16 protein-coding genes are annotated in these 26,065 nt (G+C 39.7%); 2 read left to right on the forward strand and 14 right to left on the reverse strand.

Annotated features, from left to right (window positions below; translation table 11 throughout):
* Nucleotides 1-619: 619 nt before the first annotated feature.
* From FHW89_RS08120 to FHW89_RS08170, 11 genes are all read right to left on the reverse strand, one after another.
* Entirely contained in the window at nt 620-2,236 is a 1,617-nt protein-coding gene (locus FHW89_RS08120) for a glycoside hydrolase 43 family protein (protein ID WP_216650515.1), read from the reverse strand.
* A 253-nt stretch (nt 2,237-2,489) separates the two neighbouring features.
* Nucleotides 2,490-3,233, reverse strand: coding sequence for a DUF3823 domain-containing protein (locus FHW89_RS08125; protein ID WP_172334535.1), 744 nt, complete (start codon nt 3,231-3,233; stop codon nt 2,490-2,492).
* Between the two features lie 19 nt (nt 3,234-3,252).
* A complete protein-coding gene (locus FHW89_RS08130; RefSeq protein WP_172334536.1) occupies nt 3,253-5,052 on the reverse strand; it encodes a RagB/SusD family nutrient uptake outer membrane protein in 1,800 nt (599 codons plus the stop codon).
* A 35-nt stretch (nt 5,053-5,087) separates the two neighbouring features.
* Nucleotides 5,088-8,471: a TonB-dependent receptor gene (locus FHW89_RS08135; protein ID WP_172334537.1), complete on the reverse strand. Its 3,384-nt coding sequence runs from the start codon at nt 8,469-8,471 to the stop codon at nt 5,088-5,090.
* 259 nt (nt 8,472-8,730) lie between these two features.
* A complete protein-coding gene (locus tag FHW89_RS08140) occupies nt 8,731-9,855 on the reverse strand; it encodes a FecR family protein (protein ID WP_172334538.1) in 1,125 nt (374 codons plus the stop codon).
* Nucleotides 9,856-10,209: 354 nt separating this feature from the next.
* Nucleotides 10,210-10,761, reverse strand: coding sequence for an RNA polymerase sigma factor (locus tag FHW89_RS08145; RefSeq protein WP_172334539.1), 552 nt, complete (start codon nt 10,759-10,761; stop codon nt 10,210-10,212).
* A gap of 814 nt (nt 10,762-11,575) precedes the next feature.
* Nucleotides 11,576-12,295 (reverse strand): AAA family ATPase, encoded by a 720-nt coding sequence (locus FHW89_RS08150; RefSeq protein ID WP_172334540.1) that lies wholly within the window; start codon nt 12,293-12,295, stop codon nt 11,576-11,578.
* Between the two features lie 369 nt (nt 12,296-12,664).
* A complete protein-coding gene (locus FHW89_RS08155; protein ID WP_172334541.1) occupies nt 12,665-14,734 on the reverse strand; it encodes a hypothetical protein in 2,070 nt (689 codons plus the stop codon).
* 8 nt (nt 14,735-14,742) lie between these two features.
* Nucleotides 14,743-16,086: a sugar-binding protein gene (locus FHW89_RS08160; RefSeq protein ID WP_172334542.1), complete on the reverse strand. Its 1,344-nt coding sequence runs from the start codon at nt 16,084-16,086 to the stop codon at nt 14,743-14,745.
* 1,241 nt (nt 16,087-17,327) lie between these two features.
* Entirely contained in the window at nt 17,328-18,887 is a 1,560-nt protein-coding gene (locus tag FHW89_RS08165) for a DHA2 family efflux MFS transporter permease subunit (RefSeq protein ID WP_172334543.1), read from the reverse strand.
* A 184-nt stretch (nt 18,888-19,071) separates the two neighbouring features.
* Nucleotides 19,072-19,677, reverse strand: a complete 606-nt coding sequence (locus tag FHW89_RS08170) for an SRPBCC family protein (RefSeq protein WP_172334544.1) — start codon at nt 19,675-19,677, stop codon at nt 19,072-19,074.
* Between the two features lie 305 nt (nt 19,678-19,982).
* On the opposite strand from FHW89_RS08170, the gene FHW89_RS08175 reads away from it, so the two are divergent.
* Both FHW89_RS08175 and FHW89_RS08180 read left to right on the forward strand, forming a co-directional pair.
* On the forward strand, nt 19,983-20,879 hold the full coding sequence (locus FHW89_RS08175; RefSeq protein ID WP_172334545.1) for an AraC family transcriptional regulator: 897 nt from the start codon (nt 19,983-19,985) through the stop codon (nt 20,877-20,879).
* A 71-nt stretch (nt 20,880-20,950) separates the two neighbouring features.
* Nucleotides 20,951-21,754, forward strand: a complete 804-nt coding sequence (locus FHW89_RS08180) for an SDR family oxidoreductase (protein ID WP_172334546.1) — start codon at nt 20,951-20,953, stop codon at nt 21,752-21,754.
* A gap of 68 nt (nt 21,755-21,822) precedes the next feature.
* Here the strand turns inward: FHW89_RS08180 and FHW89_RS08185 are convergent, their stop codons facing one another.
* The 3 genes from FHW89_RS08185 to FHW89_RS08195 all read right to left on the reverse strand — a co-directional run bounded on the left by FHW89_RS08185 (nt 21,823) and on the right by FHW89_RS08195 (nt 25,949).
* The gene (locus FHW89_RS08185; protein ID WP_253952195.1) at nt 21,823-22,527 is read right to left on the reverse strand and encodes a response regulator transcription factor; all 705 of its coding nucleotides are present in this window, start codon (nt 22,525-22,527) and stop codon (nt 21,823-21,825) included.
* Nucleotides 22,524-23,882: a sensor histidine kinase KdpD gene (locus FHW89_RS08190; RefSeq protein WP_172334547.1), complete on the reverse strand. Its 1,359-nt coding sequence runs from the start codon at nt 23,880-23,882 to the stop codon at nt 22,524-22,526. The genes FHW89_RS08185 and FHW89_RS08190 overlap by 4 nt, the downstream gene beginning before the upstream one ends.
* A 156-nt stretch (nt 23,883-24,038) precedes the next feature.
* Nucleotides 24,039-25,949, reverse strand: coding sequence for a TlpA disulfide reductase family protein (locus tag FHW89_RS08195; protein ID WP_172334548.1), 1,911 nt, complete (start codon nt 25,947-25,949; stop codon nt 24,039-24,041).
* Nucleotides 25,950-26,065 lie beyond the last annotated feature (116 nt).

Raw genomic sequence — 26,065 nt, forward strand, 5'->3', positions numbered from 1 at the left:
AAGCAAAAACTTCTCAGACTTATCATATGTTAAATTCACTTGCCGGTTGTTATGATTGCCGACTATTAGTAGGTTTGGTTCAAAGGATCATATATGGATACCTTATTCTTTGTTACCCTACTTTATTTGCCTGCGGAAACACTAATCCAACTTCTAAATACCTTACGACCATTATCACAAGCTGTATTGATAATCTCTAGTTTTAAGTAGGAGCATTTTAGGTTTTTGAGTGTCTTTTTAAAGGGCGAAATCTATATAACATCATTTACTCTGTAATTGATGGAGGTTAATAATTATGATTATTAGGGATAAAGCAGCAGATATTGCCCACCATATTGTAAAACATGGTCAACTTTCAAATATACTTCAGCTAAGTAGGCAAATTGCCAGGCAGGAAGTAGCAACTCTACAAGCTGCTCTCGCTATGACCAGCTAACTCTGATAGCCGCGCATCGGGTCTTTTGCTAAATCGTTCAATACAAGTTTACATGGACCGTTAAAGACCATTGTTGGTTTAGCACAACAATGGTCTACATCAATATTGTTTAATCGCATTCCGGAAGGCTGGTTCTAAAAATAGCGTTGCTAAAACAAAGGTTGTTGTCATTTATGGCTAACCTTATTTATTCTGCGCCGCAGGGGCAATCCCGTTATAATCATAATGAAACCAATCAAATAATGCCGTACCTCCCGCACGTTTTGTATTGTAAGAGAAAAGCGCCGGGCGGACGGCCTTCCAGAAATTATAATCCGACAGTTTGCACGCATCGCCAAGTTGGTGGTAAATTTTTCCGTTTAGACTGTATAAAAGAAGGGTTTTACCATCCACATCTATCTTTACCTGCAAAAAAACGTATTCCTTATTAAAAATCTCCCCTTTCGTCTGTCTGCCGACATTGTCCGCATAAAAAATGGTTCCTGTGTCAGTCTTCAAAACACCAATCTCATGGATGTAATTGCCGATCAGCCCTAAGCCTGCACGTTGTCCGGTCTCCATTTCCCTGACATTCATCTTTACCGTAACGGTTCCTATTCTCCCCATTAACTTTTGAGTCAAAGTATTTCGTGCATGCTTATTGCCGTCGGCATTCATAGCGGTCAAAGCAAGATAGCCCTTATACTGTTCAAGAGACCAATGGTCGTCTACCGGGTTATGGTTCCATTGCCACTGAAAACCCAAAGACGCTGAATTAAACTCATCGGAAGCTTGAATATACACGATCTTTTGCCGACCACTGACTTTTGGCTTTTGATAAATACCAACAGGTTCACCGACACCGTTACCATCATTATCCACGCCCATGACCGGCCAGTCGTCTACCCATTTAACAGGTTCCAGATGCGTTATCCGTCCGATAGCTCCGGCATCCTGGAAATGAATAAACCAGGATTCACCTGATTGCAACTCTACCAGGCCGCCCTGATGGGGGCCATTGATCTTCGTTTTACCTTGTTCGAGCACGATTTTACGTTGGTATGGTCCATAGATATTCTTCGATCTCAAGGCAGTCTCATAACCAGTGCCTACGCCGCCTTCCGGTATGATCAAATAGTAATAGCCATTACGCTTGTAAAATTTTGTGCCCTCTGCCACCGGGCCCTCGTAAACGGTTTTTCCTGAATCCAGCAACTGTCGGCCATCAGGACTCATTTTGTGCACGATAATGGGGCCGGCGCCAAGGCGGCTGTGTCCCAGGTAAGCATTGCCGTCTGTATCCCAAAAAGGACATGGATCTTCCCATCCTTTTACCCGTTTTACATTAGTCAGCGGTGCCCAAGGCCCCGCAGGATTTGTGGCTGTGGACATATATAGCCCCTCATCCGGAGTACAGAAATAGACAAAGAACTTACCGTTCCGGTACCGTAGCGAAGGTGCCCAACTACCGCCACCGTACTTGTCCATCGTATTGAACTTATCATCTATATCCAGCCGGCGATAAACCTGGCCAATGATATGCCAGTTCACCAGATCTGTCGACTGAAGTATGGGCATTCCCATAAAATGGAACTCGGAACAAATCATGTAGAAGTACGCTCCAACCCGGATTACATCCGGATCAGAATAGTCCGCATTGATAATGGGATTTTTATATGTACCATTCATTTGGTCTCCCCAATCACCCCGTTTCAAGAAGCTCCCCTGTGCAAAAATCCCCTGTGTAAAACACATGAGGAAAATACCGCATAAAATATAGCTCAAGTTATCCCTGCTCATAAATTCATTTTTCAAAGTCATATTTCTAGGTCACTTCGTTTATAACACTTCACCGCTGATTTCACGAAGAATTCTTTACGAACACAACGATAAGAAGCCGCCTGTTTTCAAACATGTTAAGCCAAGGGCATAAAGATTTTGATGAGCGCTCTAAGTAACGTTGGCATAGTTTTTAGAGAGGACCTTTTTAAAGGCCCCCTCTAGCCTTCCTCAATATTCAGTTAGAATAATGGCATTGTTGTTTACCCTATCAAGTTCGTTACGGAATACATCATTAATTGGCTTTGGTCTGCACCTGATATACCTTTGAGTAATTCCAGTAATTTTGAGGATTTTTCCCTGAAGCTAATGCTCCAGCACGAATGTAATAAGTCGTACTAGCTTGAAGATTTGTGAAAACCATTGTAAAAGTAGCGTCTCCGGTTAGCCCGGTATGATCGTCACGATAAGTACTATTGTCCACAGGATTGAAGTTAGACCCATACCATGAAAAACGGTTTACGCCCGCTGATGGGCTAAGCCATGCAGCTGCTTCTGAGACATTTTGGAGCGGGTCATTCCCAGTTACCTGATAGCTAACTGCTATTGAGGAATTGGTAAGTGATGTTACCTGCAATGTTACATTAACAAAAGGGGTAACCTTAAAATCATGCTTGGTGTTACCACTAACAACTAATACTGCGGTATCGGCATAGAATGCACCTACCGGAATAGCTTTGTATGTGCCGGCGAAAATAGAATTATTCGTATAAGTTCCATTTTGACTGAATGACGTCCCCTGAGCACCGGAAACAGTTGAACTATACTTCTGCTGATATATATTCAATACTCCATCCGGATAGTTAAAGCCAAAAGCATTGGTATTATTCGCGGTTGGCACTGTATCGTTTTTGGCATCCAGCAACGCTCCTGAAATAGATGCGTTTGGGGAACTATAATTATCTATTTTAGAACAGCTGTAAAACAACAGGCTTGTGAGGATAATGAGTACCGCACTTGTTCTTATATTGTTGATCATCTGATTTAATTTTAATTGATTAATACCCTGGGTTTTGTGTTAAATAGCTATCAGCTCCACTGGTGCCAATAGAAAAATAATACGTGGATGGGATGAAGGTCCGCGTAGGTCGGTTAGGTATCTGCACTTTTCTGAAGATATAGGACATATTAGCAGGACTTGTATTATCCTTCCAAACTAAATAAGGAAATAAAGCATGAAGCGGAGTATTGTTAAATACTTTATCTGCAATATGCCACCTGCGAAGGTCCCAATATCGCTGGTTCTCAAAAGCCATCTCCACCGTACGTTCATGCCTGACCTGGTCCCGGGTAACGGATCCTAATTGTTTTATGCCAGCACGGCTGCGTATTTGATTGATGGCGGTAAGTGCATCCCCTGTATTGCCTAATTCAATAGAGGCCTCAGCAAAATTAAGCAGTACTTCCCCATATCGGAAGATGATCCCTGTTGCTGCACTTTTATTCAAATTAGGAACAAAAGTGGACGATTCGGTGAGGAACTTTTTCATAAAGAACCCTGTCTTAGTGGATTCGTTGGAAACCGTTGGTCCATCCTTGCCATTGAACGTAATGGCATTAGCACCTGTTCCGTAAGTTTTACTCAAATCTTCGTTAATCAGCGTATCCGTTCCGACAACAATCCCCCTTCGTAATTCTATATAACCGCCTTTGGGATCGCCATTGGCATGCCACTCTGCATTAGGATATAAAATGGATGCAAAAAAACGAGGGTCTTTCCCAGCAAACAAGTCTGCTGGATTTTTATATTGAATCGGCTTGCCGTTCGCGTCATTGACTTTTAATTTCCCGGGGCTACCATCGGTATATTCAAACTGCTCAACTAATTCAACGGTTGGGTTCGTGTAGTTTCCCCAATCCACTTTGAAACTTTGTGGCTCATTGAAAAAATCAAGGCTATAGGCATTATTCGGAAGCGCGTATGCTTTAGCAAAAAGAATTTCTTTATTACTTGTAGCATCCGTACCGTTAAACAACTGTTGAAAATTTGTGGCAGGATCAGCATTTGCCTGATAAAGTCCAAATGCACCCGACTGTATGATGGCCAGCCCTGCATCGTGTGCTTTTTGCCAATAATCCCTGGCCGCCGAAGCAGGTATTCCTACCAGGCCATTTAGCTGTACAGATCCGTATTCAGCCTCTGAAGCGGCGTATAACATCGCTCTGCATTTTAGTGCGTAAGCCGTATACTTTGTCGCCCGGAATTTGTCAGAGCCATCGCCATAGGCCGGGTTTAGCACATTGATCACTGTATCCAATTGACTACCCACAAAATCATAAACCTGTTGTTCAGTACTTCTGGGAACTTGCAAATTGTCAACTCCCGGTACCAGTACTTTCGTGATAAGGGGTACGCCACCATAGCGTTTTGCCATGCCAAAATACATATAGGCACGGAGGAATTTTGCTTCCGCCAGATATCTTGTCCGCAAATCCTGCCCGATATTGGCACTGGGGATTTTGGCTATAAAATCGTTCAAATCCTTCATGAGTCCATAATCCCACCAGCCAAATCCCCCCGAAACAGTATTGGAAACGTTAGCCCAGGGGAAAGTCCCTATGGATTCATCTGTCCATGTCCCCGTATAATTTGGTGGAAATCCTTCTGAATATGTTTGATCTTCGAAGTTTGATCCGATCCTGCTGTAAAATGAAGCCATCAGCGCATAAACAGCGCTGGGCGTAGAATATGCCGCGGTTCCTGATATGATGGTTGTTGGCTGCAGGTTTACAAAATCCTTATTGCAGGCCGAAATTGCCAACACGAATAAACATAAAATATATAGTAGCTTTTTCATAGCTTATCGTTTTAACTGTAGAAATTATGAGAGAACTAAAATGTCAGATTCAGGCCTAATGAGAATACCTTTTGTATAGGATAAAAGCTACCACGGCCATTGCCTGCAAGATTTTCCGGATCAAGATATTTCACCCCCGTTAAGATAAACAGGTTCTGCCCGGAAAAATAAAACCTTGCGCTGCCTATACCTGTACCCTGGAGGAGGTTTTTCGAAAGACTATATCCAAAATCCAGTGTCTTCAATCTCAGGTAGGTTCCGCTTTTTGTCCAAAATGTAGACGATTGGTTGTTATTGTTCGAGCCGCCAACAATGGTACTTGGGTATTTTCCGGGCACCCAGGGACTATTGGGGTCAAATATGTTTTCATGATGCCACCGGTCCGTGAAAAACTGAAATGTATTTGATCCATTAAATAAGGGATCCTGCAACTCAGCAGCATAATTTACGTCAAATTCAGATGCACCGGCAAACAGTACCGAAAGATCAAATCCCTTGTAAGAAAGTGTCGTATTCAACCCGTACTGTAACTGCGGGAAAGTTCCCCTGCTGATAGCTGTCTGATCATCGCCATTGATAACGCCGTCACCGTTTATATCTTTATATCGGATATCGCCAGGCCGTAACGTAAGATTTCCTTCGCCATCCTGCACTGGGGCGGAATTGATTTGCTGCTGATTTTGAAATTGTCCGATGGCTATATAGCCGCGTCCTATATTAGCATTGCGATAGGCAGAACCACCGGTATAATTACTCCACGCGCTTCCGGCAGGCGGGTTGACCTGGAAGCCATTTCTGGTACGGCTGTAGGCCACATTAGGCGAAAATGTCAATCCGAAATCACCAAACTTCTTGTTAAAGCTCAACTGCAATTCAAAACCACGGGTATTATCCTGATTAAGATTGGCCTGCGGTGGGTTGATGCCAGTTATCGACGGATAGGTCACCTGCACAGTAGCAGGTAAACCAGTTCTTTTTCTGTAAAATACATTGAACTCACCAGTGATCATGCCATTCCACATGCCCCACTCCAATCCACCATTATACAGGGTGCCTACCAACCAGGTCAAATTGGGGTTTGCATAACTTCCTACCTGAAGCCCGTTGGTTGGTGAACCGGCGGTGAAAAGGTAACTCCCGCTTGGATAGTTGTAGCCTGAAATGTAATTAAAGCCATTAAAATTAGCATCGTCCGGTGTACGTGCCCAGGATAGCTTTAATTTCAAATTAGATATAAAGGGAGCCTTGAAAAAATTTTCCTTACTGATAACCCAACCGGCGGATATTTCAGGAAAAAAACCGGCACCATTAGGAAATTTCCAGGAATAGTCATACCTGCCACCAAACTCTGCGAGGTATTTTGCTTTATAATCATAGTTGATACGGGCGGCATAGCCCATATAGGCTGTTTGGCTGAATGGATTATTGACGTTAATCGTCTGGTTGAGCACATCTCCTAATTGTAATTGATCCAGCGCATCAATAGAGAAATTACGCTGGACGGAATAGCCATCTGAATTTGTTTTTGTCTTTTGTAACAGCAATAGGCCTGTAAAATGATGATCTGCGCCAAACGTGTGATCGTACTTCAATGACAATTGAAGGTCAGAAGGGATCCCCCCCTGGTAATTATATTGGTTTAAAGTCGATGGGGCATTTGCCGTAGAAACGACATTATATGTACTACTGGAAGGCGAATAATTGTACATGGAATATTGTTTCAGCCAGGTCTTTGAATTCGTATTATCATACTCATAGTTGTAATTAAGGCTCGCTGTAAGCCCGTCAATGTAAGGTATCTGATACTCAAGTGTTCCTGAGGCGTTTAAAACGGCGTGGCTGTTAATATAGTAGCCGGCCTGGGTACTGGCAGTGGCTAACGGATTTACACCGATGACATTGGTCGCGCCAAAATAATTTGAATTATTGTTCGCATAAGGCGTATATATAGGATATGACCTGATGATAGCCGAAACCACACTCGTGCCGCCGCCGCCATCCGTGATGCCGGGTCCCGGAGGGGCAAAGGTATTCTCCAGTCGCCCGCTGACATTGAAGGAAGCTTTCAGCCTTTTACTGATCTTGAAATCTATATTACTTCTGAAGTTGTACCGTTTAAATTTTGACGTGTTACTCCGCAGCAAACCATCCTGATCCAGAAACCCGCCGGAAATAAAATACTTTGTCGCTTCCGTTCCACCTCTTACACTTAGATTAACATTTGTCAAAGGCGCATAATTCTTAAAGATCAAATTATGCCAATCTGTGCTCTGATAGCCCGGGGCAGTACCAGCTATCCATTTTTGAACATCTTCCTGGCTGTACGGGAGCGAGGGAAGTGGCCCGTTAGGGTTTTGAGCCGATGCGATATTGATCGCAGCTTCATCACTCAGCTGGACGAACTGTCCCGCGTTCAACAATTTGGGGTAAGCAACCGCATTTCCCTGGAATCCCGTATAGGTATCCAGCGACAGCACCGGCGCACCTGTTTTTCCGTGTTTGGTCGTAACAATGATTGCACCGTTTGCAGCTTTAAATCCATACATGGCAGCCGCTCCGTCTTTCAATACGGTGATCGATTCTATATCATTAGGATTCAACTGGGAAATATCAGTTGCCACGCCATCAACTATCGTCAGCGCGCTCCCAAATCCCCGGATGTTAACAGATGCACCATCAGAGCCGGGCTGACCACTTGTTTGTTGGAATTGTAAGCCTGGCAACCTTCCCTGCAATGCGTTGTTTACATTGGTAACAGGTGATTTTGCAACTTCTTCACCACTTACCTGAGTAACAGCACCTGTTAGTGTAGCCCTCTTTTGCCTGCCATAAGCAACCACCACAACTTCGCTTAGTTCAGCCAGCTTTGGGACCAGTTTTATCGTTACTTTTGCCGAAGCAGGTACTTCCTGATTATCGTAGCCAATAAAAGAGACCAGCAACACTGCCCCTTCATCCACATTACGAAGAATAAATTGACCATTCTTATCAGTTGCAGTACTGATCAGCGTGCCTTTGATAACTACAGTTACCCCGGGCAGCGTTTTTCCGTTTTCATCCAGAACAAGTCCCTGCACATCAATTTTTACTGGTGCAATTGGCGCCTGGATGGGCTTTTGGATCTTGTCCCTCTTTTCGATCACCACCGTATTTTCATATATATTGAAATCAAGCGGTTGATCGGCAAGGCATCTTTTCATCACCTCCGTTAGTGGTGTATTTTTAAAATCCACATTAACTGTGGCATTGGCGTTTACCTCGTTATATTGATATAACACATTATAACCTGTTTGCCGCCTGACCTCTTTAAATAATTGCTTAAGCGTTATATGACGGTCTTTTAGGGTCACATTTTGCGCAAAGGATACAGCGCTTACCTGCATAATGGCTGTAAACAAAAATAAGGCGGTAAGCTTCATAACCCGTACGATTGGTCGGATGCAATATTGCATACGATGAGAAATAATAGCATAGCAAAAGCTAGTATAGTTTTTATACATTTGGGAGTTGGTTTAATTCTTAAAATGTAGTCCGAAATCTCTTTTTAGGATACCGACTTGAATCAGGGGAGCTGGAACTCTCCTGATTTTTTTATGCGGTAACCGATTGTTCTGGGGTTACTGTTTTTTTCTTTTCTTCATCTCTTTAGGTTAATTTAATAATTGGTTTATCTATGGTTTATTGGGTCACGATGATTTTCCTGCCTTCCAATTTAAAGTGAGCAGCCCGTGTCAGCTCTATGGTTTTGAGGACTGAGGAAACGTTGGAAAAACGCGATACAGTACCGCCGAAAAATTTATGCTTAACCGAAGTGTTTTCGTAAACGATATCAACATCATACCATCTGGAAACTTTGCGGAGGATGCTTTCCAAATTATCACCGTCAAACGAGAAATAATTGTTTTTCCAGGCCATGATATCGTCAACGTTGACAGTATGCAAAACAATATCATTACGATCAGCCGATTGCTCAGCTTGCTGCCCTGGTTTTAAGATAACCTCATGCTTATGATTACTTACCTTAATACTACCCTCAACTAATGTCGTTTTAAGAGTAGTTTCGTCATCATAAGCACTAACATTGAACATCGTACCAATATCTTCAATGGTCTGTTGTTTAACTTTAACTTTAAAGGGTTGCGCTGCATTATGAGTCACTTCAAAATAGGCTTCGCCTGTAACTGTAACAAAACGTTCTTTACCATTAAAAGCGGTTGGAAATGTGATTGTAGATGCTGCATCCAGCCAAACTTTAGTACCATCGGCCAGTATTAAAGGATAAGGGGATTGTTGTCCCCTTGCGGTAGAGAGCGTATTGTAGGCTACCTCACCTCCAGAGATAGGCTTATCAGTTGCTGTATAGGAAATCGCCTTACCATTGTTGACCTTTACAACGGTGTTACCCTGTTGGGCAACTGTACCGTTCAAATGAGTGGTAAGTATAATTTTATGACCGTTAGCTAAAGTTAAGGTTGCCTGATTGGTGCCTGGCGCTACGTCGATTGTTTTAGCTGTGGTATTGGGAGATGTTGATTTCTTGACGGATATGAAAAAGATACCTGAAACAAAAATGACAAAAACTGCCGCTGCTGCCGCGATCCGAAGCGCAACGATTCGATTTCTCTTATTTGGTGGCAGCTTGCCCCATACTTCGTTCTTTAATCTTTCGTAATCAGGCTCAGGAAGCGCATCCTTCATGGACGCAGATGAGTGAAGGTACCAGTTTTCTACAACGGCCTTTTCATCTGGGGTGCAATTACCCTCCAGATATTTTTGAAGTAATTCGTCTTCGTAGCTTGTCATAAACGACCCGGTATCTTATTGGTTTTAGTGTATAACGACAAGCCAGGCGCGAGGTAGTAGATTAAAATAAGAAATAACTAAAAAATAGATTGTACCAATTCATTTTTTACTCGAGCTCCAAAATTCAACTATGCTAATCCACCTCTAATACAGTAAGGATCCCGTCCATAGCTTATTAACGGTGCATTATAAAGAAGTTAAAACTGCACTGGTTAATTTGTGAAAAGTATGAGGAATGAATAAGTTTACAGGAGATAAGAAGAGATGGTCGGGGTTTCAACATAATTCACTGAGCATCAACTAGGCCTTTAAGCCCGTTTATGTTTTTATATTCATTTCCTCAACTGTAAGGATCTACTTGATCAGTAATTTGCCTCTTAATATTTGTAAGGCGTTGCTGATTTGCTTTTTGACAGTATTACTGGAAATTGACAATTGTTCCGCAATTTCTTTGTGACACAGATTCTCATTACGGCTAAGTTCAAACACGGCGCGCATTTTTGCCGGTAACGCGGCGACTTCTTTCTCTATTTCAAGAGCTAGTTGCTTTTCTCTTATTAAACTGTCGGTAATGAAATCCCCTGATTCCTCCATGTCTTTAAGAGAGTCCAAGAATTTACCTTTTACTTTCTTATTCTTTAAATGATCAAGAACTTTGTTCCGAACAGCGGTATAAAGATATGCGCCCAAGGGGGGCCTAATACTGACTTCGTTTGATTTAATCCAAAGCATGGTGAAAATTTCTTGGGTAATATCCTGAGCTTCAGTATCGTCCTGAAGCATTTTCCGGCAATGCCGAAACAATATCGGCCAATATCGGTCATAGATCACCTTATATGCATGCTTTTCTCCGGACTGAAGCCGCTGTAATAGTTCGTCATCCCCTAAAAGGGTTAAATTGTCCATCTCCCCGAAAAATCAACTTGGTGGTTTATAGAAAAAGCAATATTAACTAATTATTTAAAAACCTATCAACCAAAATTATTCTAAATAACGGCGTGCGTCCGATTTTATGCAAATAAATGACGGAAACCGGCTAAAAGATAACTATTGGATCAAAGCCACGTTTAAAACAAATCGTCCTGAATCTGGTATCGCAACACCACCTCTGCACTAGATATTATTGATTCTACATTTCCAAAAGCATATAAGTCACTTAAAAGATTGTAGCTTGGCTACGTCAACCCAATAGTGGATGGATAAATAATATTACTTGTCGAAATTATAATGTTATTGCTATACCCCATTACATTTTAATTGTTAAAGATGGACGGATGGTTGACAACAATGCGCCTGCACCACATGACCGGAAAACGTTAGATCATTTGCTTGATCAAATAATTAAAAATTGATACCGGTAAAATATTAGGAACAACTCATCCGGCACCGTGCTAACAAGTAAACAACGCTATAAAATCACTTGCATTTGGAGAATGAAAAAGAAAATAAAGGATGTATTTAAAAGCTTTAGATTGATGATCGAAACGCGAATCATGCCGCAATCCAAAAAACACAAAATGACTAGATACTCTTTACATATCACATGTCAGATTTAATCTATAATTTTCGTAAAATCAATTCCATAATTAAACGCATATTGATAACGAAGTGCAAATTATATTTTATAGCCAATGATCGTAATGTAAACAATTACCTGTAAAAAATCGTTTTTTTTGAACTTGCTATTCCTCTTTGAACACCAACCATTTTAAACTTTTCTTTAGACCAATCTCTCAATGAAAGATTTATAATTATCGAGAAATGTTTTGGTCGTCAAATATTGCTCAGTCTGTTCATATTTCACCTCGGTAATACCGTTATCGTCAAATTGAAGAATTTTTGAATGGGGATAAGCTAATAAGATAGGTGAATGGGTTGCAATTATAAGTTGAGAATTTCTTTTAACTAAACTGTCTATCAAGCTAAGGGCTGTTATTTGTCGTACAGGGGATAACGCAGCTTCAGGCTCGTCAAACAAATACAAGCCATCTTCCCCCAACCTATTCGCCATAACAGCCAAAAATGATTCGCCATGTGAGCATTCATGCAGAGAGTTTACCCCGTAATTACGCGCGACTCCTCCGATTTCATCTAAATATGATGCAACATTATAAAGACTTTCTGCTCTTAAAAAAAAATAGTCTTTGGGTCTGCGATAACTTTTTGAACCGGCGAAGCTGGAAGCCAAGGAATGTTCAGCTCTTTCAATAATATTTCCATGTTTTGAGCCTCCTTCTCTTGATATTCCTAACCATTGAGAAAGTGATTCAATAAAAGTTGATTTGCCTGATCCGTTTTCACCGACGATAAATGTTACATCTCGATGAAAGGATACTGTTGGAAAATTTTTAAAAGCAGGTATATTGAATGGGTATTCATTGGTGTTTTGAAACCCATCCTCCTTAAAAGTAATTGTTTGCAAATAAGGCTTAAAATCCATTATGATGTATTAAATCGTAATAATCAACTGTCATTGATAGTATTTTGACATTTTTTCCTTGTCTGTTGACTCAGCCAAACTTGGATTTTAATGTAAATTCATTTCCCTCTTGTAATTCGCCTAACGAAGATCTAACTTATCAGAATGGTTTTAATTAGTTAACATTAAAAATATTTAAGGAAATATTAAACCTCGCATGAAATATTAGTACATCATGAACATCAATATCGGCTTTCTATTTGCATTAAACTTCTAAGGCCTAGGATCGTTTCGTCCTCAAGATTTTCACCTACCATATACCAATCAATATATAATTTACACAAGTACTTTTAAATGATCCGCATATATCATAAAATTCAACTGAAACGCTTACCACCATAACTGCCGGCCATTTTCAACTGAAAAAATCCTCTCCTCAACGCCCCCTGATTTGCATTTCAGCCAAAAAAGACAATTACTCGGCAGATTTTTGTATGTTAATTGATAATCAACAGCTCTTTGAGATCCGAGCGATATCCATTTTCCATCCCAATAATACAGTTCATATTCATTTTGTGGGATGATACAATTTGAATCATTCTTCGGACAAAATTTAATTTTCGAAATTTTCTTTTGGTGTCCTTCACCCAGATCAAGCCCTATCCACCCATTTTTGATATTGGCATTCTGATAAAAAGTAGTTATATCACCATCAAAAGCCTTTTCGATCCCGTGGCCATCAACCCCTTCCGTACCTATATATTTTCCGGCAAGCACATTCTCCGAATTCTGACTAAAAAACTGTACTTCTGCTATGTTATCAGCCTCCCAGCTCCCGTTAGGCGGAGGAACGTATCGTAGGTAACGAAATAACTTGTCATTTTTCACCTTCGCTTCATTCATGTAAAAAGGATAATAATCAATCGTAGCAATTACCTCGGCATCTGAAAAATCGGGCTTATTAGCTCCCTCAAAATGCCCGTTTTTTAACGTTTCAGAATGAAACGCTGTGTAAGAATACATGGGAGCCTTTCTAGTCAACTCTACGCTTTTTTGCCTGCTCCTTAGATCTTTTCGAAATTTTCTAATAATATTTAATGAATCAAGATAAAAGGGATCGCCTGTTGAAATATATTTACCTTTATCGTATACAGCTGGCAGGTACACGGTATAACAACCCAATTTTTCAAAGTCAGCAAAGTGGTTGGTTATTTTAGTCGCAGCAACAGGTTTCCACCCACTGATATCAAATGCGCATAAATAAATCGCTTTATATTTTTGAAATTCAGGCTTAACATCAAAAGTAATAAACGCACATTTTAGATATTCGTCAGTCACATCTTTAAGGTTACAGTTTTGAAACTCTTCAGGTATGAAATCTCTGGGGACTGTTTGATTGATATTCACCAATGCCGAATCCTGGGAATACATGTAACGATATATTTTGGGAATAGTACGAACGTAATTTACATATAAATTAGTTGGCAACTCTTTTAAAGTGAAGTGATGTCTTTCCGGAGCATATTCAGATGAAAAGTCTACAAAGCTCCACGTATTTATCTTAACATTATTGTCATTTGTAATTAGAAATTTGTTGCTCTTACCATTAACCAAGTGGGTCAGCCAATGTTTACTATTAGCATTTCCCCAATGAGGTATATAGTCCATTGCCGCAGGTATACCAACCGACCTCAAAGCCGCTGTTGCATAGTAAGTTGTTGCTTCGCAACCGCCAATCTTCCCTTGAACCAGGTTGCCTATACTTTGCGGGAAGGGAAAATAGTTTTCGAAGCCATTGGTAAAACTAACATCAAATCCCATTTTCCACTTCATATAATCATGAACTGAATTTAAATCAGTGTTTTTATCAGCTTTTAACGCTGTTGAAAAATTATTCATAAACAATGCCGGTCGCCAGGATTCCAGCTTTTCATTCCGAACCCGATAGGGTAATATATATTCACAAAAAACTTTGAAAGTGATATTTTTCCCCCATGGGCTTTTCTTCCAAGCTTTAAATGCAAACTCTATGTTATTGATTAAATAATTGGCTGTTATTAGCTGATCATCCCGCATAGTAGTAACAGGTTGAAAATCAGAACTATTTAATATTTTACTAAGAGAATCACCTATGCTTTTTTTGTTTTCATCTGAAACTAGCTTCTTGAGGTTCCTTTGTGTGTCGATTACAGAAAAGACCCGTTCATATTCATTTATTTGCTGTGAAGAATAACCTTCATGAGCGTGCATATGAAGAATTAGAAACTCTGCAGCTTTTCGTTTTAAGCTATCACCAGGAGCTGCATAGTAGTCCAATACTTTTTGCAGTTCTTTCTTATTGCTACCTGCAAGATCTAAAGAATTTTGTAAGGTAATATCAGCTTTCCTTTGGCAGGAGGTCAGTACCAAGCAAATGAACAACAAGTGTAGATTTTGTGTGCTTTTTTTAGAGAGCATCATTATATTAGTTATTTTGACCTGTAAAGCTGAACCCCATAAAAATCATTTTCGGGAGGATTGCCATACCATCCTTCTAAGGAGTGGGCTCCATCTGAGGTATATCGCAGTTTATATTTTCCGGGGCTTAAGGAAATTTTATCTTCAACATAAAAAGATGGATAGTGATCATTTATTTCGCCATTCATTTTCCATATAATACTTCCATTAGATGCATCTTCTATCCAGCATTTGTCTCGTGTTAAAACGCCTGTCTTATTCTTGCAGTTGTCTGTAATACAAAAAAGCATATAGATATATTCATGATCATAAAGCATTTTGAACTTGCCTGCTATAACTGATTTTGCCACATCACCATAGAAGGGTTCTGTTATGTTTTCAAAGGCAACCTGATCCCAGGGAGCGTCTATAATTCCATCAATTACAGGAGCAGTGTTTGTTTGCCGGGAGCACACTTTCCGTCGTCTCTTTTGATTTGATTTTTCTTTAAAAATGATTGAGCCAAATGAATGTGGATCATTATACCACTCATCTTTCTTTACACACCAAGATAATATACCATCCCGGGTATTTTCATTAAGATCGCTATCCCCTATAAAAATATTCATCCTCATTTCCGCAGGTGTGTTTGTGTCAGCACGTCCCAATTGTTTCCATGGGATTTTAGTTTCAAGGATATATTCATTTCTGCTTGGGTCACTAAAATGATATTTAATTAAAGAATCGGGTATCCAAATTTCAGGAGCGTCGCCGTTTGGTTTGAATCTTATTTTGTCAAACCTATAATTAAACTCTATTAACCCGGTTTCTCTGCTATTCATTTTAGTACTATCATCCTGGCCATTGTAAAATATTTGAATATTATCGTAGTTATAAGGCGTGCTATTATAATCGCGCATACTAAGTACCTGCCCACCAGCGAAAATCTGAACTTCCCCTTCTTTTTTCATCTCAAAAGGTACCATCTGATTTAAATCATTGGAGATATAATCAATGTCAGCAATTGGAGGTGTGTCGAGGTATGATAATAACCGTTTATCTTTAATTACTTGTCCATATATCTTAAATAGTTTCTGTGCCTCCTCCCGCTTGCCTATAGCTTTATATAATCTTGAGTTAGCGATTAATTCCTTGGAAAGAATTAAATGGTAAGGCGTATTTGCCCCATTGGTTAAGGTATTAAGCAAATCCGGCGAACTCGAATACAAATTTTTTTGAAGAAAATCGGGAATATACAGGCTCTTTAAACATATTACCCCTATCGGGGACTGCAATAAATCATCTTTCCCAAAGGCCCTCGGACTGGTCATTTGTTTTGGATCATAATAGGCGGCAACGAAGATCCCTTTATCCATACATCTTATTAATAAAAGTTCCTTCCCTTGTATTGAAAAGCTATTCCACAAAATTGTATGCTGTTGCAGAAAATGGCAAAACAAGCCACTTGTCGCGACAGATTAGATCGGTAAAATTGTCAAACCAAAACAAACAGGGCAAAGGTCAATCTAGACATCCCGGCATATAGAGGTTCAGACTTTTACTTCGGTTATGGTTATATGTGATGGCTTCAGCAAAATGTAAAAAATCAACGGTTGGCAGCCGGGTATCCTGCTTTCGGGCCCCAGGGACAAGGCATTGCTGTTTTTAGTCATTGAGCAGTAGTACTCTATAAAACAAAAGTCGCCTACGAAAGGCAGATGCCTTATGAATCAACCTTCAGGGCTGTATGGATAGCGCTGCAAACATTTTCGGAAAATGATAAAAAATAAATAATCCTAGTAAATGAGTTCTCTGTTGGCATATTCAGTTGCCTAACCACCCCGATCGAAAGTTTAAAGAAAAGATACAGCCAAAAAACATTTCCATTTTGCAACCAGATGTTAATAACATAACAGATATTTTATTGGAATATTTTTTACCTTAGTTTCATCCTATATGAAAGTAAATAAGTTTCATCTCCCACTTTATTCAAAGCTATACAGCTACATCACGCTGATTATGGCGATTTCTTTATTATTGTTTGCCATTTTTAAACCGGGAAGTGTTCACTTTTACGGGCTTCATTCCCAGGGGTTTTTCTCAGTAACATTTTTGCTTTTGCTGCTGTTCCTGTTTATTAAATCAGGGATAGCAATCGGTTTATTAACTTAGAGAGAATGGGCGGTCAGGTTAGCTTATTATGAAGTTATATTAGAATGTGGTTTTGCAGTGCTATATTTAATCTTTACGATATACTTGATATTTGATTACAACAACCCCTACCCTCGGACGCTAAGCTTTGACCTCTTTTTTATTATTCCTTATTTAATTCAGATAAGAAGGATACACAATAGTACCCCTCCCTATTCTGGCACATTAACGATCTTTTTCCGCTAAGCATTACTACAATGAATGGTTCATACTTTCAACGGTTATTTTACATTAAGTATTTATATCATTTTCATTTTTTAAAGTCTCAAGATATCTGACTTAAGAAAAATATGTAAACCGATCCTATCCATAGAATACCCATCATAAATAAGCGCCCGGGGTTTTCACCCCTCCCTCCTTTATTAAGTACCTTCACATTCCTGCTTCCTGCAAATATTGGCTATCTTCAATGATCTATTATCGTAATAGTTTTATTGCCAGCAGTCGCAGATTTCCTCTTTATAGTGAACATGACCAAAGGTATACAGCAAGCATTCATAATGGCTAATAGTAAAAAAGAATCTATATAGCTAAGGAGATAAGTTTGCCTTTGTACTGTGTTCTCCATTGCAGCGATGGCTTGTTGAGTCGCATTAAGATACGTTTCGCCATGTGCAGTTATTCTATTTATGATATAGTGAAATCGTTGCTGGGTATTTGGATCACTTGCTGTAAGATGGGAAACAAGTGCGCTTCTATTTTCAGCAGCACGGTGCGAAATGTAAGTATTGATCAATGCTATACCAAAGGAACCACCCAGCTGCCTCATCATGTTGTTCAACGCGGCTCCTTGCGGGATATCTTTGGGTTTTAATTCAGAAACCGCCAAAGCAGTCAAAGGAACAATTAATAATGCTGCCCCAACCCCACGAAATATCAGTGGAATAAAAAAATAAGCATCCCCAGTTTCCATGTTGGATTTCGACATGAAAAAGCCGAAAATTGCAGTAAATAAAAATCCAGTAAGAATTAAAAATTGAGGTCGTATGCCCGCTTGCAGTAATTTGCCTAAAAAAGGTGAAATCATTGCGGCGAAAAGGGTACCAGGGAGAAGCATGGTACCGGTTTGAAAAGCGGAATAACCAATTATCCTTTGCGAATACAATGGGAATACAAACACCGCACTGAATAATCCAAATCCCATTACAAAAGTCATAATAGCAGAAATCGACAACGTTGTGCTTCTCAACACTCTGAAATCTATTACCGGATGATCAACGTAAAGCTCCCACCAAACTAGCACCAATAGTGAAATACCAGCGATTATGCTTAAAACAACAATATACATGGCGGCAAACCAATCATCCGTTTCGCCTCTTTCCAGCACAATCTGCAATGACCCCACGCAGACTGCCAATAAAAATATCCCAAACCAATCTACTCTCCTATTATTAATTTCTTTCTGTTTTGGCCGCAGATAAATAAACGATAGGAACGCCGCAACTATACCTATTGGGATATTTACATAGAAAATCCACTGCCAAGTAAAGTTGTCGACAATATATCCACCGAGAACCGGACCTATAGAGGGGCCGATTATGATACCAAGACTAAACATGCCACTTGCTGTGCCACGTTCGCTTGCGGGAAAGGTTTCGAATAAAATCGCTTGTGATGTCGATAGCAACGCACCTCCTCCCACACCTTGTATAAATCGAAATGCAACCAACTCCCACAGATTAGTGGAAGCCCCACACATCGCGGAAGCGATTGTAAATAGCAATATCGATCCGATGTAATATTTTTTCCGGCCGATTTTTTCGGCTAGAAAACTGGTCATTGGAATGACGATCACATTTGCAATTGCATACGACGTAATCACCCAAGCTGTATCTTCTAGTGAAGCACCCAGGTTACCGCTCATGGTGTTGACTGATACATTAACGATAGTCGTATCTATTAATTCAATTATTGTCGAAGTGATGATGGTAATGACAATAATCCATTTTCTAAAACCGGTTTCCATTATAATTATTATTTAATTTAGATGGGCTTTTAATTGGTCATGTTATGAACCTGCGGCAAACAATATATTTCCTTAGATTCAACCATAAATGACTTAGACATTGTCAAATCTGAATACTAAATACAACCACAATTGTATACAAGAAAGAATGCTTTCCAAATCCGTAATAAACTGGATTTTTAAGTTATATACTACCCCTATTTTCAGCAAGCTGCCTAAGCGACTGATTCCAAATATCATGTCCTTGATGCATAACAGCAGGATTCGATCTTCGAAGTTTTTGAGCTCCTTCGCCATAAACGCATTCTTCCATGATAACTTTAGTCTTATCTTTTCCAATAGGAATTAATAGCCAGGTATGGTAAGCCCGCATTCCCTTTCCGTTACCAAACCACCCAATACGACTATTTAACTTGAATTCGTTTATTTGACTCTTTATGTGTACGCCAAATGTGTCCCAATCCCACGTACTTCCAGAATGCAACAGTCCGTCGGTATTGTTATGAATCTGCACATTCTTCGAATTCGAGTACCATTTTGGCCACTTTGTTGCTTCTTGTATGTGCTGAAAAACTATTCTTACCGGAGCGCTAATAATAATTTCATTATGCGCAAATAAATCTGCAGTAACAGGCGAAAAGCCATTGGGCCAGTGGATCTGTGCATCAGCCTTTGAACGGTCTTTGGTAACCTGATCATTAGGACTGGCATTGAGGATAGATACAGCAGTACTAACAATTAATACCACAAGAGTAAATTTCACGCCCTTCATACTTGATTTCATTTTCATTTCTTTCAACTTTAAATGTTTGAGCAAAGTTGCACAGGCAATTAATTTTCAGCGTTACCATTTGTTAAATAGTAACTGAACGCATTAAATTTTACCGTAAAGTTTCACTATGAAATATATTTAGCTGAGCTGTCTGGCAAAAATCATGGTCACCCGAGCATAAAGTCAGCAATGAAGTTTTAATGTTTTTATCGTAACTTAATGAAAGAGTAACGGAGTAAAACAAGTTCCAAATTGAACAGGCCTCGTTTAGACTATTCATTACCGAGCAAACAATCTTCTAAATTTGTTGCTAATTTTGATAAATGAAAGCAGCACGAAATAATTACCCCATCCTGACCGTATTGAACACTTCGGCGAAATCGGGGTATTATGCCGGAAAAATGCAGGATTACACTTCAGCGCTTAGTAAAGGTTATTCGCGTAGAAACTTTTATAAAATATCGTTGCTCACCGTTGGCGAAGGAACGTTATACTATACGGATAAACAGGCACGGATAACAGGATATACGCTGGTATTCACCAACCCATTGATTTCATACTCTTATGAATCACAAAGTGCTGAAAAAGAACAGGGCTATTTTTGTATTTTCACTGATCAATTTATAAACGGACAACTTCGTGAAGGAAAATTAGCAACATCGCCTTTGTTTAAAGCTGGCGGTATCCACACATTTGCATTAAACGAAAAGACAGCTATTTTCCTAATCAGTATATTCGAACGGTTAGTTGACGAAACCCACTCCGAAGATTGCAAACCGGACTTGCTTCGTGCTTATATACAGTTAATCATGCACGAAGCATTGAAACTGGACTCCGCGATGCCAACGAACGTCTCTGACTCTTCGAAACTTCGCTTGACAGATTTGTTTTTAAAGTTGTTGGAGTCAAAATTTGCAGAATGTGGGCCCAATCATGAACTAAAATTCCGCTCTGCTCAACAATTTGCTCAGGGATTGTCAGTGCACCCGAACCACTTAAACCGGGTTTTGAAAACAACTACCGGAAAGTCGACAACACAGCACATTTCTGAGCGATTATTAATTGAGGCAAAATCCAGGCTTTTGCACGATAATCGAAATATCGCAGAGATCGCTTATATCCTTGGTTTTAGCCATGCCTCCAACTTCTTAATTTTTTTTAAACGGCATACCGGGCGAAGTGCAAATTCCTTTCGTAAAAGCCATGCGGCGAATTCATAATTACTTGTTTGAATTTCATAGTTTTTCGACAAGAACCGAACCTACCTTTGATTTTTCAAATCAAAAATGCTATGAAAACTATATTTATTACTGGTGCCTCTACAGGTTTAGGAAAGGCTACCGCGCTGAAATTTGCCAATAGTGGCTGGAAGGTAATTGCGACAATGCGTAATCCTGAACGGGGTACAGAACTATCCTCCCATGAAAACATCACAATATTTCCATTAGATGTTACGAATTTTCAGCAAATTACTCAAGCTGTGGAATTTGCTATTGACAGGCAGGTTGACGTTGTACTTAATAATGCAGGAGTCGGATTAATTGGCCCCCTTGAAGCATATTCTGATGAGCAGGTGCAACAGCAGATACAAGTTAACATGCTTAGCGTTATTCAGATATCACGCGCATTCATTCCATATTTTCGCCAGCGTCAAAGTGGATTGTTGATGGCGACAACTTCGATTGCCGGCTTAATAACTTTCCCTTTCGGCGCTGTGTACTCTGCTACTAAATGGGCTGTTGAAGGGATGTATGAAAGTCTGTCATTTGAATTGGAGCGGTATAACGTCGGCGTTAAAACCATATCTCCGGGCGGCATAGCGAGCTCTTTTAGGGACAATATGGTTATTGCTCCAAATGAGGCTTACAATTCAGCTTTCAACCAAATGTATCATGCATTTTTAAGCGGGAAGACACCGACAAAAGTATCTGCTGCTGAGGAACTCGCTGAAGTGGTTTTTGAAGCTGCAACAGATGGGAAAAAGCAAATCCGATATGTGGCTGGAGAAGATGCCAAAACTTATGTACAACAACGGTTAACTCAAGGAGCTGAACAATTTCGAAATAATCTGGCAGAGATTTTCTTCGGCAAATAATGCCAATAATGTATAGGCTGCTGAAAAACGAGCAGCCTATTTATAAAATAAAATTGACCAATTGCAACTCACGATTGGCGTTCCGTCAACATATAGCCCTGGCCCCGAACGTTGACAATATCTAACGCAGGGTCATTTCTCAGAAACTTTCTTAATCTGGTAATATAAACATCCATACTTCGTGCACTGAAAATATCATCGTTGCCCCATAATTTTATCAGTGCTATTCTGCGCTCGGTAAGTCGGTTTTTGTGCTCGATCAGCAAATCAAGAAGTTCAGCTTCTCTTTTAGACAAATCAATTGTGTTATCCCCAATATAAACTTTCAAAGCAAACGGATCAAATGTTAGTTTGCCTAATTTTTTGTTGTGATATGGCGGCACTATCGAATTTGAATTAATTGAACTTCTCCTCACCAATACCTTGATCCTCATAATCAACTCCTCCATACTAAACGGCTTCTTGATATAATCATCAGCACCAATATCTAAACCTTTAAGGACATCTTCCACCCGTGTTTTTGCAGTCAAAAATATAATTGGGGTCAGATCGTCAACCAAACGGATATCAGCGACGAGAGCGTATCCATCCTTCCGTGGCATCATGATGTCAACGATGCAAACATCTGGTTTTAAAAGATTGTATCTTGCCCAGCCGTCTACACCATTGCTTGCAACAGAAACTTCAAATCCCCTGGTTTCCAATGATTCTTTTACTAATAAGGCCAGAACGTCCTCATCTTCTATTAATAAAATTTTAAGGCCTTCCATCATTGAGGAAAATTAATTATGAACGTAGTACCTTTTCGCAATTCACTTTCAACTTTTATGGTGCCCTGTAAATTAAGTACCAATTGCTTTACATAATTGAGCCCGAGACCATAACCTTTGACCTCATGTAAATCACCATCCTGTATCCGGAAAAATTTATCATAAATAAATGGCAAAATAGCTGCATCCATACCGATCCCGTTATCTTTCACTATCAGCTGCCATGAAGAAGTCGATCCTGATAAAATAACTTCCACTACAGGGTTTGATCTGCTATACTTGATGGCGTTATCGACAAGATTAGATATGATCGTGCTGACCATATAGCTGTCGGTGACAACCTCCGTAGAATTTAGGTTATTGATAAAAATAATTTTTGTATCTGGCCATACCTCGAAAAGACGTAAATTATTCTCAATTAAATCTTTGATCTTAACCAGCTCCATCTTTGCTAATTTATACCCTTCCTCATATTGTGTGATATCTAAAATGCGCCCTACATTCTCACTCAACTTTTGGAGCACGGTTGTGTTGATCTGAAGGTATCTGTAAATTTTTTGCGGATCCTCGGCGGCACCGAAATGGAGTAATGCCTCGTTAGACGTATTTAATATTGATATGGGTGTTCTCAATTCATGAGTTACGTTATTAATGAAATCATTTTTGATATCATCCAATCGAATTTGTGTTCGAATCATATGCCCCATATAGAACATGCATCCAGCTGACAAACAAATCAAAATAAAAGAAACGATTGCAGGAACCACGTTCCGTTTTAAGGACAACAGACCCAAATTTCCAAATTCAGCTTCGATCACTGCAGGGGTTTTAAGGAAATTGATAACTACGCCGATACGACCTTTTCCGACAATTTTTTGACTCCTGCGTAGAACTAGGTGATATGGCAGTGGTAAGCTTTCTTTGATCAATTCCTTCTTATAATTCTCTAGAAGGCCATTGAGGTTTATCGGCGAATCAAGCTGCTGTGCGATCAACCGTGCTAACATCAATTTAACTAAAGGCAGATCATTCGAATTTATTGCCAAACTTTTATATTGTACCGTGAAAATCGTTTTTGCATTCTTCAACATAGATTTTAATGAGTCTGGCACACTCTTTTCTACCGTAGTATCCATAAACACAGATAAAGTTGGAACTTTATTTTTCAGCGATGTAGGTAACACATTTTGCTGCAATTCGTAGGATATAATACTCTTATCCAATGCTGCTGTCAAACTCTTGTTTAAATTTTCCTGGCTGACCATGTATACACTATAAACCCAGTAAAGCTGGAAGATAAGTATGCCAGTAGCCGTTAGAACCGCCATAGCGAATATGAATTGAAACTTTTTACGCATATTTAATTACGATGGATTGGTCTAACTTTTTACAACCAAAGTTATTATAAATCTCAAACAGGTTATCCTTATGCATATCACCAAACAGATCTTATCCGATAGAAACTGTGTATCAGCTCCTTATTCGATCAATACACGCTCTCAACGTGTTAATTATCAACTATCTTTATTTGAAATTGCTATCATGTCTTGAATCTCTTCAACCAGCGCTTCTGACGATCCGGTAAATCCAGTTACCTTGAATCTTATCCTGCCTGTCTTGTCAATGATAAATTTTGTCGGCACGCCGTCAACTCCATACAGGCTCCGTATCTTCGACATACGGCCATCCGGGCCCTTTTCATCAAATAAGACCTGAAACGAAAATTTATTGTCTTTCATGAATTTAGCAGCCTCCTCAACAAAACGCGTTCCTGATTCCCAGGTGTCAACAAACAAGAACACAACATCCTTATTGTCCTTAAATTTATCGATAGCAATCTGCATTCCTGGAAATGATGCTTTGCAAGGTGCGCACCACGTTGCCCAAAAATCAAGTACAACAACTTTCCCTTTTAAATCTGACAAGCTAATTAACCGGCCTTCCTGATCTTTTAACCTAAATTCGGGTGCAGGAATGTTAATTTGCTTCTTGGACAATTCTTCGAGTTTTTCAGTCTTTACAAAATTGACCAGGCTGTCCAGATATTTATCAAAATCATTTAAGTTTCCTTTCAAGTGAGCATACGCAACTTTTAGCTCCTCTCCTAAAGCAGGGGAGTTATCGCCTGATTTGATTAATCTTTCTATCGCACTTTTGGCACTTTCGTAGTTTCCAACCTTATTTAGCATCCGGGCATAATGTTCAGTGATTTCCAGCCTTCCGTAATTGCGGCTGTAATTATATACTTGCCTTTCAAAATCAGAAGCTTCATCCCATTTGCCTTTATTGAAAAGCAATAATGCATACGTATCCAAACAATCAAAATATGTGCTTCGGTTCGCCTCCTGTTGCATTCCCGGGCTTAAGAACGGTTGCGATTTAGCGTGTTTCGACAAACTGTCTAAAAGGATTAAATTTTGCTTAGCTATTAGGATGGCATCTTCTATATTTGAACCTTTATTTGCCCAGTTAGCAAGAACTTCATTAATTTGCTCAGGCAAATTTGACTTATCGTTAATTAACGCCAGTTTTTGATGATAGTCAGTGATTCTATGAGCTTGCAAATAGGCAACGGCCAATTGACCCAGTAATCTGTCTAAATCAGGCGTGGTGTTGCTTTTATTTGCCGGTCTTAGCGAGCAAAACACCTGAAATAGCGAGTCTTTTCGGACCACATTGTCAGTTTGGGTAAAAGTTGCTTCTAATTCGCTTTTCACCAGATTACCTTTTGGAAATCTTTTTTTGATTAATGACGCCAAAGAATCTGCCAGCTTCGACTTCTTTGCGTGCCTAAAATAATTGTAAGCGTTAGTCAGGTCATCTTCATTTGCGCTGGTCGATAATTTTAAAGCGATATTATTTGCTAAATCTTGGTCGGCTGAAGTTGCATAATATAAGGTCAGCAAATATAAAGGCTCATATTCCCGCTCTAAAAGTGGATTTATCTTAAATTCTTTTTTGTATTCCACTGCAGCATTTACCATGTTCTTTTTTATTCCGAACATATCTGCTGCAAGACCAATAATATATCCTTTGCTAGCGAAAGAGCCATTAACTGGCTTTTTATTTTTATAGGCTAAATAGACATATCCTGATTGGTTATTATCATCCTGCAAGTTTCCTGCAGTAAATTGGACGCAAAAAGCCTTCGCACCAACCGGGATCTTGAATTTGCCCAAAATTAACCTTCCGTCCTTTCTAAGGTCCACATCAATAACTGGAAATTTGTCGTTATCAAAAAAGTATACAGCGGCCTTTACTTCCTTGCGCTGCAAATTCGTACCCTCGGGATCATAGCGGAAACTAACCGTAGCTCCTGCCTCTGGAGTTTTATTCGATAGTTTTAAATGCGCGCGCGTTTGCCCGATCGAATGCAATGCTCCGGTAAACAAAAACGCCGTTAACAAAAATTTATATTTATTCATACATCATTTAAATTTCACGGCGCAAAATTACTTTAGTCGATCCATCAGAGTGTTAATGGTTTACTGATTAGTGTTAACGAGTGTTAACTGGACAAAACCTTGGCAACGTATTCGGA

Source organism: Mucilaginibacter sp. SG564, from assembly GCF_013149275.1.
GTDB lineage: Bacteria > Bacteroidota > Bacteroidia > Sphingobacteriales > Sphingobacteriaceae > Mucilaginibacter.